General features: G+C 44.6%; 10 protein-coding genes. 1 reads left to right on the plus strand and 9 read right to left on the minus strand.

The genetic code is table 11. The features are described 5' to 3' along the window. Positions 1 to 29 precede the first annotated feature (29 nt). From R7P74_RS02070 to R7P74_RS02095, 6 genes are all read right to left on the minus strand, one after another. Positions 30 to 665 carry a TetR/AcrR family transcriptional regulator gene (locus tag R7P74_RS02070; RefSeq protein ID WP_005378033.1) on the minus strand — a complete coding sequence of 212 codons (636 nt, stop codon included), beginning with the start codon at positions 663 to 665 and terminating at the stop codon, positions 30 to 32. A gap of 716 nt (positions 666 to 1381) precedes the next feature. Further along, complete coding sequence (nhaA, locus tag R7P74_RS02075; RefSeq protein WP_005378034.1) at positions 1382 to 2533, minus strand: Na+/H+ antiporter NhaA; 1152 nt, start codon at positions 2531 to 2533, stop codon at positions 1382 to 1384. A gap of 330 nt (positions 2534 to 2863) precedes the next feature. Further along, positions 2864 to 3988 carry a lipocalin-like domain-containing protein gene (locus tag R7P74_RS02080; RefSeq protein WP_042521997.1) on the minus strand — a complete coding sequence of 375 codons (1125 nt, stop codon included), beginning with the start codon at positions 3986 to 3988 and terminating at the stop codon, positions 2864 to 2866. Next, positions 3988 to 6441 carry an ABC transporter permease gene (locus R7P74_RS02085; protein WP_005378038.1) on the minus strand — a complete coding sequence of 818 codons (2454 nt, stop codon included), beginning with the start codon at positions 6439 to 6441 and terminating at the stop codon, positions 3988 to 3990. The genes R7P74_RS02080 and R7P74_RS02085 overlap by 1 nt, the downstream gene beginning before the upstream one ends. Further along, positions 6422 to 7093, minus strand: a complete 672-nt coding sequence (locus R7P74_RS02090) for an ABC transporter ATP-binding protein (RefSeq protein ID WP_005378040.1) — start codon at positions 7091 to 7093, stop codon at positions 6422 to 6424. The genes R7P74_RS02085 and R7P74_RS02090 overlap by 20 nt, the downstream gene beginning before the upstream one ends. A 187-nt stretch (positions 7094 to 7280) precedes the next feature. Next, positions 7281 to 8657, minus strand: a complete 1377-nt coding sequence (locus tag R7P74_RS02095; RefSeq protein ID WP_225472786.1) for an MATE family efflux transporter — start codon at positions 8655 to 8657, stop codon at positions 7281 to 7283. 94 nt (positions 8658 to 8751) lie between these two features. On the opposite strand from R7P74_RS02095, the gene R7P74_RS02100 reads away from it, so the two are divergent. Further along, positions 8752 to 10203 (plus strand): DUF2867 domain-containing protein, encoded by a 1452-nt coding sequence (locus tag R7P74_RS02100; protein ID WP_225472785.1) that lies wholly within the window; start codon positions 8752 to 8754, stop codon positions 10201 to 10203. 30 nt (positions 10204 to 10233) lie between these two features. Here the strand turns inward: R7P74_RS02100 and R7P74_RS02105 are convergent, their stop codons facing one another. The 3 genes from R7P74_RS02105 to rsuA form a co-directional block, all read right to left on the minus strand. Next, positions 10234 to 10896 (minus strand): DUF2913 family protein, encoded by a 663-nt coding sequence (locus R7P74_RS02105; protein WP_225472784.1) that lies wholly within the window; start codon positions 10894 to 10896, stop codon positions 10234 to 10236. Then, positions 10896 to 12098: a Bcr/CflA family multidrug efflux MFS transporter gene (locus tag R7P74_RS02110; protein ID WP_225472783.1), complete on the minus strand. Its 1203-nt coding sequence runs from the start codon at positions 12096 to 12098 to the stop codon at positions 10896 to 10898. Before R7P74_RS02110 ends, R7P74_RS02105 begins: the two co-directional genes overlap by 1 nt. 436 nt (positions 12099 to 12534) lie before the next feature. After that, positions 12535 to 13236, minus strand: coding sequence for a 16S rRNA pseudouridine(516) synthase RsuA (gene rsuA, locus R7P74_RS02115; protein ID WP_005388670.1), 702 nt, complete (start codon positions 13234 to 13236; stop codon positions 12535 to 12537). Between the last annotated feature and the right edge of the window lie 68 nt (positions 13237 to 13304).

Here is a 13304-nt window from a genome sequence, read left to right on the forward strand (position 1 = left end):
TTATTATTGGTTTAACTTTCTTATTTGTCTTATGCCAACTGCTTTGCTGACATTCCTGCTGACAAATATGGAATCAGTAAATCGACGACAGATTTCACATCGACTTCCTTTTCAAACTTACTTTCTGCCAGCTCCGAAAGAGCCTGGCTTGAAGCCATCGTAAATACACAGGTTCCTAACGTGAAGTGCAATCGCCAAAACAACTGTTCTTCACATAGTTCCGGGTTCGCCTTCATTATCGAGAAAGTGAAAAGGTTCAGTACCTCTTCGTATCTGGTGGTAATGAACCAGCGTAGATGACCTTGAACGTCTGTATAACCGCGGCCAATTAACAACATAAATAGCGCAGTACCATTTGGGCGTACATCATTTAATGTACGTAAAGGTAATCGCAATGACTCAAAGACATCGTCCATGTTGTAGCTATCGCGCGTGTTTAGCTCAATTAATGAAGTCTTAATGCTCGGCATTAGTGCTTCTAAATACCTATCTAAAACCGCTCTAACCAGCGTTTTTTTATCGCCAAAGTGATAGTTTACCGATGCTAAGTTAACGTTAGCTTTACCTGTTATCGTTCTTAGCGAAGTATCATTAAAGCCATGTTCAGCAAAGAGTCCTTCTGCGACATCGAGTATTTTTTCTTTTGTTGATGTTCTCGGGGCCATTTTAATCACTCGTATTAAACAACTGTTTGAAAATATACTCCCGAAACTTAAGATTAACAAATGATTAACATCACACTTTAACCAATTGGTCTGACCAGACAGCAAAAGGTGTGATCTAATCTTTTGAAATTCAATCGAATACTCCAGTGAAGCTTGTCAGAAGAAAACGATCAAACTTCTCAGACCATCGCAATTGAAACGCTAACAATGCCTTGACGGCTCGGAGTAAGCGACGAGAGTATGAAATACATCTTCGGTTCTAGGGGAGATAAAATGAGAAACACAGAAGTTAGTCACTTCACCAAGTTGGTAATCCATCTCGACTTTTCTATTACTTTCGGGTGTGTAAGAAGCTAGAAAGCATTAAGTAGAAATTTTTTGAAAAAAAATGGAACTGTTTGGAAAAGGCTCGGTCTGAATATACGTAACAGTTAGGGCATTTGAAGTTTCACTGGCCGTCAAACTTGTTTCCATCTAATTGTTACGTTGCTGCTTTTTTCTTATTAACTCCTATGTTTGTATCCGCCCAGTCAAATTTTCGGCTGGGCTTTTTTTCGCCTGTAGATTTACCAAGCGCCTCTTTCGATGATTTGCCCCAACTCCATAAGCTAGACCTTAGTTGGTCACAAAAGTAACCACCCTGAAGTGGTTGATGTGCCGATCTGCAGACATAAAAAAGCCTCCCGAATGGGAGGCTTTACTAAACAGTGTGTATCTTACGCTTGCGCTTTCTTAGGCAAAGAAAAGTGCAGTAACGCGTAGCCAAGTAACGCGGCTGTCGTCGAGCCCATTAAGATGCCTAGTCGAGCATAGGTATCAAACTCAGGGCTTACATTTCCAAACGCTAAAGAGGAAATGAATATAGACATTGTAAAACCGATACCACACAACACAGAGACCGCAAAGATATGCTTGAAGTTAATGCCTTCCGGTAGCTTAGCTACACCCATTTTCACAGCAGCCCAACTAAAGGTGAAGATACCTAGAGGCTTACCAACCAGTAGCCCCAAAGCAATACCTAATGGCAGCATTGAAGTTAGGCCTGACATCGATACGCCTTCTAGCGAAATCCCCGCATTTGCAAATGCGAATAGAGGTAAGATACCAAATGCCACGTATGGATGAAGTGCGTGCTCCATGTGCTTAAGTGGGGAATGTTCGCCCTGTTTACCCTTAAGAGGAATAGCAAAGCCGATCACTACGCCTGCAAGTGTTGCGTGAACACCAGATTTAAGTACCGCAAACCATAAGATCGCGCCGACTATCATGTATGGTGTCAGTTTCGTTACTTCCTTCGCATTCAACATGAACAGGACACCAGTCATGATGAAGCCAACAAGCAGCGCCATGCTAGAAAGATCACCTGTGTAAAACAGTGCAATAATAACAACCACGCCTAAATCGTCGATAATAGCGAGAGCTAACAAAAACACTTTAAGGCTTACTGGTACGCGCTTACCTAGTAGCGCCATGATACCTAGAGCAAATGCAATATCCGTCGCAGCTGGAATGGCCCAGCCAGAAACCGCCTCTGGGTCGTTAGCATTAAACGCAACGTAAATAAGAGCAGGGGCTAACATACCACCAACCGCCGCAATAGCAGGGAAAATTGCGGTTTCTTTTGATTTTAGCGCTCCTTCAAGTAGCTCTCGCTTCACTTCAAGGCCAATAAGTAAGAAGAAAACAGCCATTAGGCCGTCATTAATCCAGTGAGAAACTGACATACCGAATACATAAGTATGCAGTACAGATTGATAAGTTTCGCCCAGCGGTGAGTTAGCAATGGTCATCGCAATTGCCGCTGCAATTACGAGAAGAATACCACCTGCTGATTCCATTTTGAAAAAGTCACGAATGACATCGTTCATGGTTTCGTCCTTATATTTATTATCTTAATAAACGATTAACAAAGAGTGATAAGAGTGTATAGCTGTCGAAAACTTTAGAATAATCGCTTCTTCAGAGTATAAACTTCGGTTTTTTCGATGTTAAGTTTACTATACATCGTATTTTCCAACATGACACTCAATTTTGATCGGAGATCGTATTTGTTTTTGTCGCACCAAATATTTATCAAGATGATGAGAAAATCAGCATAACACGGCTTGTACCATCATGATAACCCCGTACTTTTGAGAAAAAGCTAGGAAGCTTCGCGCACTAAAAAACCACCCGTAGGGGGTGGTTTTCTTCACAACTCAATAGCCTGTCAGCTGCATAAAGCCCCAAGCCTCATTGGAGCCGGAGGCTAAAGTAGGCCCTTCCCAGTAAGGTATTACAAAGGGTAGCCACATATCTGACTTGATAATGCGGGTAGTCAAATTAATTTGATGCTTCGGAATATTGATAATCCACTGCAAAGGTAACCTTCTTCCATTGGATAAACTGGTCACTTGCATTGGTTTAATACTGATATCATCGTCTGAGAGGTTGATGACTTTACCTGAGCGTGTCGACAACGTGCCAAATACGTGCGGTGTTTGCCCATGGTGACGATAACGGCTAACAGTTAATGCTCGACCATCATCTAAATTGAAAACAAACCAATCCCAGCCTTGTTGCCCCTCACCAATTAAGCCGCTGCCCCATTCTTTTTGCGCCCAAGCAGAACCCGTCACTGAGAATCGCTTACCATTTAAGCTTAAGCTACCTTTTACTTTTAAAAATGGAGCACTGAAGCTAAAAGAAGCAACAGATTGCAACGCATGTTTAACTTGGAAACCTTTGTCTCCATTCACGACAAAGGGGCCGCTTGTCATGGTATTGAGCTCAAGTCCAAACGTATCAGTATTCACATTCAAGTTGCCCGGGAAAGGCGTCGCACCGAGTGATCGCCAAGTCCAATTATCAATCCATAACCTGAAAGGGCGATTGATCATACCAGCTTGGCCTATCCCACCTCTAGCTACCCGTTGCTCTTTCCATACATGCGAGCCATGACTGACGACAACATGTGAAATGTACAATTGAGGGTTCTGCCAACCGCTGGTTTCTCGCTCGTCCGTCGCAACCCTAAAATAGCTCCATTGAACATTGTAGATCTTGCCTTGCTCATCTTTTAGTTTCGCAAAGTAGTGCCACCATTCATGCTGATACTCGGGATGAAAGCGAAAGTCTGAGGGTAAAGAGACATGCTCATTAGGTAGTACAGGCTCGAAAATCGTTTGATTTTCACGCGTTAAGATAGAATCAAGTTCGCTTTCTCGTGTTGCTGTCGCCTCTAACCAAAAAGTTGAGTAAAAAGCAGCCCCAGTCAGAAAAGCGAACGTAACAACAATGAGCGTTGAAACCAACAAGCGTTTTTTAGAGCCCATTTTTTTCATTACAACGCGTCCCTTAATGACTTCATCGGTGTACTTTTGATCATTCTAATAACTGGCAATGCGCCAGCAACCATAATGGCAAGCATCGCCCAAGCAATGGTTTGAGCATACTCCCATGGAATCGTTTGAAGCTCTAGAGACCAGCCAAATGATTGCTTAATGATAATATCAACGATCAAATGTGCGAGCGCCAAGCCGAGCGGCACTGCAATAATCGCAGAAATGGCTCCGAAGACGAATAGCTGCAAACCACCTAATACGACAAGTTCTTTTCCGGACACACCCATACATCTTAATAAGGAAAAATGCCGCTGCCGTGAAAGTTCTCCTGCCAACGTCGCAAAGAATAAACCAAACACGGCAATAATCAGCGTGATATTGCCCAAGGTTCCTGCTATAGCAAAGGTATGATCAAACACTCTCATTGCTTGGCTATAAATATTACCGTTATCAAACACACGATCTTGCGGAAGACGGAATACATTCTCTAAGCGATTTTTCAGCCCTTCTCCATTGACGTTATCTTTTAATACTACGCCAAGACCAACATTACCCGTACCTGCAAATGCATACAGCCAATTCCGGTGCGACATCATCACCTGGTTATATGGGTTTCCATAATCGTAGTAAACGCCTACGACTTGCCAATCACCACCAAGCGGTTCTTGCAAGTTAATGAAATCGCCAGGGCGGATATCCAGCTTCAAGGCCATCGACTCACTGACCATTAAGCTCTTGGTAGCGTGCAGTTGATACCAGTAATTTGGGACACCTAACTTGACGGTAAGTGAGTCTAACTCACCTTCAGAAGAGCCCGTACTCACAACTTGCAGAGCACCATGCTCGGTCGGCATATCTTTTTCCCAGCGCCACCAAACCGAGTTCACCTCTGGCTGATTCTGGAGCCATGCGCTCATCCTAGCGGCTGAATTGTTGGTCGGATAGATGTACACATCAGCCGCTAATCGCTGATTTAGCCACTTATCGGTTGTATCTCGAAAGCTTCCGACCATTGTTTCTACACCAATGTTTGCCGCCAGCGCTAACATAAACGCCATCGTAGCCACACCGCGATAGCTCATGCTGGCTGCTGCATCAGCAAAAAACCAACGGACACGAACCCATCGCATGGTATAAGAAAAACTTTGGAACATATGCCACATAATAAATGGCATAAACAACGCCACACTAACCAACATCAGCGCAATAATAGCAAAGCCGGTTTCTTGTGTTTTCGGCGCCTGATATACCGCTATTGCAGCGACACAAAACGCACATGCCGCAAGCGCCTGCCAAGAGAACTCTCTTCCAGCAAATCGCATTAGCGACAGTCGAGAAGAAAGGCGGATTGGTTGTGACTTCAACAAACGGATTAATGGCCACAGACACGATATCAACGCACCCATCGCTGCCATGATTAGACTGTATAAGCTAGATTGCCATGACCATCCTATGGTTAAGCCTACGTTGGCATCATACAAATCACTCAGGCTCGAAGACACTGCTGGGATAAGTTCATTTGCTAAGATCAAGCCAAAAAAGTTACCACACGCCCACGCAATAAAGACGAGCAAAGACAACTCTAGCAATAAGGCTTGCGCTAACTGTGTTCCGTTAACACCAGTCTGTCTCAAAATACCTACCAAACGTTGTCGCTGGATGAAAGACAGAGACATCGCTTGATAAAAAATAAACAACCCAACCAAAAACGAGAGCATTCCCATCGCGGTGAGATTCATATGGAATGCGTTAGTTAGCGACTCAAGCTCAGTACGCGTATTCCTAACGAGCGTCATTCCGTTTGGCAACATGTTTTTCAGTGCTATCAGCTTTTCCTCTGGCATTTCGCCACAAGAAATCGCAGACAAACCTGAGCTCCGCTTGAGCATACGCAACAACGATATATCAGTAACCAACCGAGTACCCGAAAGCATCTTGTCCTTATCTACTTGAATAGGCCCAAGACGGCTTCCGTCATTCATCTCAATGAAGTCCCCATCCTGCCAACTCATGTAAGCGGCTAAATCTTGACTAACGAGAATAGGATAAGGAGGCTTCATTAGAGATAAAACAGGCATCTCACCTAGCGATTTTCCTTGTTGTAGTGGGATCATCGCGACAGGATCAATCCCCACCAACATCAGGCTCATATCGGTCTTGGCATCTAGATGAAGCACGTCAAACGGTGCACATTGGTTAAACCCAGCTCGACGTAACTGAATATAAAAACCTTGAGGAATTTTATTGGCAGAGTGCTTCGTTCGGATTCGGTACGGCAAAGGATTGGAGAAAAGCTTTTCACCAGTGGCATAACTTTGTTTTGCATGCTGGTTGATAGAAGTAACACCAACAAGGAGGGACACGCCTAAAGTTAATCCCAGCCAGACAAGAATAATTTGTAGAGGGTAACGACGGTAATGACCGAGTAGTGCCTTAACTACGGGCCATAACATGTAGCTGCCCTCCTTGAAGTCGAATCTTTCCTTCCATATGGGCGGCCACTTTTTCACTGTGCGTCACTAACAGCAAAGTACACTCCAGTTGGCGAGCGAGGCTCGTTAGTAAGCGCATTACTGCTTCTGCGTTTCGCTCGTCTAGGCTACCAGTTGGCTCATCAGCAAGCAGGATTTTTGGCTCCATATAGAGTGCACGAGCAATCGCCGCACGTTGTTGCTGACCACCAGACGCCTCTTCCGGATAACGTCCTAGCAATGGCATTAAGTCCAAAGCAGAAAGAATTTGACGCCACAACTCTTTATCTTCCGGCAGACCTTTTAACTGACGACAAAAACGAATATTGTCGGCAATATTAAGTGTAGGAAGCAGGTTGAATTGTTGGAAGATATTCCCAATATTGTTACGGCGATAAAGGGTTCTTAAATGCTCCGGTGCTTCATGCATAGCAAAATTTGGAAACTGTACTTCACCAGAGTCGGCAGTATCTAATCCGGCGATTAAATTCAGCAGAGTACTTTTACCCGAACCACTTTCTCCCATCAGAGCAACTTGGTCGCCTTGCTGCAATGTTAATTCTGCCCCTTGTAATACAGGGTGAAACTCTCCCCCGTCTACATAGCCTTTACATAGGTCTGACAGTTTTAACATTGATTATGCCGCTCGGATGGTGTTTAAAAATTGGGATCAGAATCTACACTAAAATCCTGTTAGTAGAAAGTATTTTGAATGCTTGATCACACTATGGAAGTACAAATGCAACTCGATTCACTTTCTGTTGCTAATTTTGTTGACGTTTTGAGCAGATTTTTGCAGCCAAAATAAACTCTGTTCCTCCTTACTGGCCAATCAGGTTTTTCATCCATTTTCGGCTAACCATTCTTGGCAAGCAAATCACCCACTTCACAACTTCTTCTGTCAAAAAGAGTAAGTAAACCCATTGTGGGTCCCAATTGAGATAAATCGCTGCAAATGCTGCGAGTGGAATCCCGATCACCCACTGCGCCAAGATGTCTTGATACAAACAAAACTTAACATCACCGCCCGCGCGTAATACACCAACAATCGCCATCATCGGCACCGAGCGTAACACGACACCCAACGCTAGAATCACCATAAACTGTTCAGCTAGCTCGCGAGTGTCTGTTGTCAGTGCACTAAACGCATTAAGGATCCATTGATTTGACACTATCAACAAGACGGCGACCACAAATGCGATAAGCACATTCAAAATGACCGTAGCCCATGCTTGATAATAAACGGGTTCAAAATTACGAGCGCCGAGTTGGTTCCCGACTAGAACTGCAGCCGCATTCGATAAACCAATCATCATCGCCAATGCGATCGACTCAACAGGTGTCATTACGGAAAGTGCCGCCAAACCTTGTACACCTGCTTGCCCCATGATGGCGTGATAAGCAAACAGCCCACCAGCCCACGCCAAGAAGTTAAATGTGGTTGGCAAAGAGAGGCTCAAGAAACGCGTAATTTTATCTAAGACCAATCCTGCGCGTATATCATCCCAACCAAATGCGATTATGTGTTTTTTCAACCATAGATAACCAAACAGGCAACCTACTTCGATCGCGCCACTGATTACCGTTGCTATCGCTGCTCCCGTAATACCCAGAGCAGGAAAGCCTAATTGACCAAAAATTAAAACCCAGTTAAGAAACACATTAGATAAAATGCCTATACCACTAAAAAAAGTGCTTAAGCCTGGTTGGTGCATCGCCCTTAGGCCCACCGACATACTGGCCACACATGCAACAGCAAACATGCTAACCGACGAAATAATGAGATAGCTGGCCCCTAGCTCAATCACTTCTTGTGAATCGGTAGTCAAACTCATGATGGGCTGTGGAAAAACAACAAACAAAGCAACAGCAATCGCAGCAAACATCATTGCGATCATCCATGTTAAAGCGGTACTGCGACGCACCCCAACTTTATCGCCAGCCCCCCAATATTGAGCGGTTAACAACGCACCGCCCGTTGTCACCCCAACTAACATGATGGTGGTGACGAAAGTCGCGCGCGCAGCAACTCCAACAGCGGCAATTTCTGCTTCACCAAGTTGACCAAGCATAAGAACATCGACGAGGCTTCGGCTTGAAAACATCATGCTTTGCAGTGTAATTGGTAACGCGATTGCAAATAAACGACGTAAGAATGCTTTATCTGCGTGTATTGAGAGTTGAGAAAGAAAAGTCACAAGCGCTCCAACGACAACTTATTGATAGAATGGGGAAAGTGTCTCATGATTATACTCTGTGGTGTTTATTCCACCAACGATAAAAGGACAGATAATGAAAAAGGTGTTGGTACTAGGCGCCTCGGGTTACATTGGCTCTCAACTTCTTCCGTTACTTTTAGATAAAGGTTACGCCGTCACAGCAGCGGCGCGACATATTGATTATTTAGAGTCAAGAACTCAGCCTCACCCTAATTTAACGTTAAGGTATCTCGACTTGGCTGACGCAGAGACCACGAAGGCTGTAGTGAACGATTTTGATTTAGTATTTTTTCTCGTGCACGGGATGGCTCAAGGTGATGACTTTGTTGAGTACGAACTAAACCTTGCTTTGAACTTCAAATATGCGTTGGAACAAAGCTCCGTCGAGCATGTTATCTATTTGAGTGCCATTCAACCTCAAACCGGAAACTCTCGCCATTTAGCCGCTCGTAAAGCCACGGGAAAAATAATTCGACAGTCTGGTGTTCCAGTAACTGAATTGCGTGCTGGCGTTATCATCGGCCCCGGCTCTGCCGCTTTCGAAATCATGCGTGACTTTGTCTACAACTTACCTATTTTGATCGCGCCTAAATGGGTCGACTCAAAAGCGAACCCTATTGCCTTGCCCAATCTCAACCACTATTTATTGAAGTTAGCAGAAGCCCCCTCTCCAGAAGAAAGTCACATTTATGAAGTTGGTGGGCCAGATACACTTAGCTACCGCGAACAGTTCAAAGTCATTTGCCGAATCACGAACAAGCCGTATCGGCTGTGGTCGACCCCGCTACTTACTCCGAAAATGGCATCGTACTGGCTAGGTTTAGTTACCTCAGTGCCAACTAGTATCGGTAAAGCATTACTTGCGGGCTTAGAGCACGACTACATTGCAGACTCCAAAGCGATTGAAGAACGATTTCCTCAAACGCTGATCAGCTACGAGCAAGCGGTAACTGATACCATTCAAGATGAAGGCACATTTGTACGCAGTAATGTCTGGGGGTTTGAACCCGCAGCGCTTCGTCGATGGCAACCAGGATATGGCTATTACCCAAAACAAGCTGGAGCGAGCATTAAAACTCATGCCTCCGCTGCGGCATTATGGAAAGTGGCGCAAAAGATCGGGAGTCGCGAAAAAGGCTATTACTTTGCCAACATCTTGTGGCGTACACGTGAATGGCTCGATATCTTTTTTGGTGGCGGAAAACCGATTCGCGTTTCTCCTCCTGGACCAGAGCTTAAAGTCAGTGATTTTATTGACTCTTGGAAAGTGATTCGCTGCGATAATAATCAGTTTCTTTCACTGTTTTTTGGTATGAAAGGCCCAGGCCTTGGGCGTTTAGAAATTACCATCAAAGATCTCGGTGACGAACGAGAGCTGGATATTACCGCCTGGTGGCACCCGCAAGGGTTTCTTGGGCTGCTTTATTGGTTTGCAATGATGCCAGCCCATCTCTTCATATTTAAAGGCATGGTCAAAGCCATCGCGAAAGAAGCAAACCGTTTAGAAAACAAAAAGCCCCAATAACAGGGGCTTCTAAAAACTCAAAATGTCACTTTAGTCAGCTTTGAACGAGAGTGGAATTTCGGCTAACTGGTTGCCTTCGTTTGCTGGAAAAATAAGGTACTCGCCATGGTATTTCACCATCGATTTGTAGTCTGTTACCTTATGTACCATAAAGCCCGCTTGCGCTGCTTTCTCAACAAACTCAGCATGATTGCCACGTACAAACCAACTCATTGGCTTTACGAGCAACTCGCCATCAAAACAGCTTTCGCATTGGTCTGCACATAACGCTAAAGAGTTTTGACCTTCAGTGAAGATTTGTACTTTGCCGCACCCAATCAGTTGCTCAGACGTCGAGACTTCCCAGCCTGCTTGCTCCATCAAATCAAGAAAAGACTCAATATCTGAATCTTTGAACACTCTGGAGTCTTCACCTTCAGGGAAGAATTGCGCATAAAAAGCAGAAATACGCTTGAAGATAAACAACAAACCAGCATCGTTCCCCTTTGAGCGACCTGCTTTTTGCCAACGCGTTAAGTCATCGCCTACCGTACGTCCGAAACGTTGTGATTTTAGCGCCTTTGTTACCCAACGCACTAAATAATGGTTATTCGCAACAGGGGCATTGGCTAACTTACCTGAGCGATGCTCTTGATCTAACTCTTCAAGTGCTGAGTTAACCAAGTTTTGAATTTCTTTGGTGTAATTCGACATTACGCCTTTCTTCCTAAAGTCCAATAAAACAGTGCTGAAAGCACAGAACAAGCAAACATTACGATGATCATCGGCCAAGCAACATTCCCGGGCAGTGATGCCACCAGCGCACCAACCAATGAACCGATACCGAATCTTAATGTCCCCGCTAGAGACGACGCCGTACCCGCCATTGATGGGTAACCACTTAAAAGCAGCGCCATCGCGTTACTACCTATCGTCGACAATGTACCGATAAACAGCACAACAAAAGGTACAATGCCCCATAATCCGAAGTCCATTAACCAACTTACGAATAAACCAATCCCCGCCAAAAGTTGCACGAACAACCCAAAACGAAGCATGGCATGGGAACCAACTTTCTTCACCAAGCGACCATTAATACTGGTCATGATGATCATCGCCACAATGTTCAAACCAAATAGGTAACCAAAGTGGTCTGGTCGAACACCATATAAATCAATATAAACAAACGAACCCGCCGTCAAAAATGCAAACATTCCGGAAAATGAAAACGCACCTGAGAGCATCAAACCGATCGCTTCAGGATTGGAGCATAATCTGGCGTAGTTTCTCAGCGTCGTGCGGAAACGAAGAGGCTGACGATTTTCAGGCTGTAACGTTTCAGGGATTTTCCAAAGTACGAGAAAAATCACAACTACAGCGAAAATAGCTAGTACCCAAAAAATGGAACGCCAACCAAACCAAATCGCGAGATGGCCACCGATCATCGGTGCCACCAAGGGTGCCATTGTGATCACCAAGGTGACGAAAGACATTGCACGGGCAAAGTCTTCACGGTCAAACATGTCACGCACCACTGCTTGGATAATGACCGCCGCTGCCGCGCCAGCAAAACCTTGTGCCGTACGTACATAGGTCAGCGCATCAATGCCATTTGTTGTCGCACTCACAACAGCAGCCAAGCCGAAGAAAAGTACGCCTAAAATCAACACAGGTCTGCGACCAAAGCTATCGGCAAGCGGCCCGTGAATTAACTGGCCGATCGCAAAACCCGCGGTATAAGCCGTCAACGTAATCTGAACCGCGCCAGGCGCGACCCCCAAATCTTTCGCAATTGTCGGCATCGCAGGCAAATACATATCGATCGCCAAAGGCGTCAAAGCACCAATCGCTCCTAGTACCAGAAACAATAGAAAACTGATTTGGGATTGCGGAGCACTTTGAGCTTTTTCTGTCATTCTTTTACCTCTTGTTGGAGCCCTACCGTCAATACTTGCAGAACAAAGTGAAAATAACGGAAGTTCTCATATCGCTGAATGTAGAAGCCAAAAACCTGTTCTATCCAACGTTCGAGAATCATAAGGGCAAATATGTACCAAGGTGTGACCTTGACGAACTCGACATAGAAAAGCATGTGAAAGCGAAATGTGTTTATGGGAAACAAACACAATGCAGTAAAAATGATGGCGTTGACACCATCATTCCATTCACCGTAGCCGAAGGCTTTGCAATAAGAGTATGCATGCATCAGCTAAATGCAAAGGCATATCACTGAGATGAGTAAGCACACCGGAATTGTCTAGGCACTAATTTTGGTAGGAAAATTTATTTTGAGCCAATTCCTACCAAAAGACTAGTTCCTATTAGGAACTAAAGAATTTCCCATGCCGACAATTAATTCCAAATAGAATCAATTTCTTCTTGCGTGAGGTAGCGATAATCACCTGGTTCTAGTGCCTCATCAAGTTCGATAGAACCAATACGCTCACGATGTAAGTACTCAACTTTATTTCCTAACGCCGCGAACATACGTTTCACTTGGTGATACTTACCTTCCACGATAGTTAACAATACTTCATTCTCGGCCTCGTTCACGATTTCCAAACGAGCGGGCAATGTTGCTTCTGATTCATTGCGCAAAATGATGCCTTGTTCGAGCTTTTCCGCGTAATCTGGCTGAATAGCATCGACGAGCCAAACACGGTACGTTTTCTCACACTTATGCTTAGGTGAGGTAATACGGTGAGACCACTTACCATCATCCGTAATCAACACTAAACCAGTTGTGTCGACATCTAATCGGCCCGCAAAGTGAAGGTTTTCAATTTTAGGCTCATCAAGCAATGCGAATGCAGTTTGGTTGTAGCCATCTTCATGTGAACAAACAAAGTCAGCAGGCTTATACAACATAATGTAACGAGGACCAGGAGCACCAATAACACGGTCTTCCCACATCACTTCCGCACCTTTGGGTACTTTAAATGCACCACTTTTTTGAACCTCACCGTCAACGGTGATGTCTCCACTTTTGATGATCTTTGTTGCCTGTTTGCGTGTTGCACCCAGAGCGTCACACAAATATTTATCTAAACGCATGAATACCTCATTGAATTATACCCAAGTGATCTCTAAATCTTGGTTTAAAGGTCACTTGGGTATAAAAG

This window comes from Vibrio sp. 2033 (assembly GCF_033339735.1).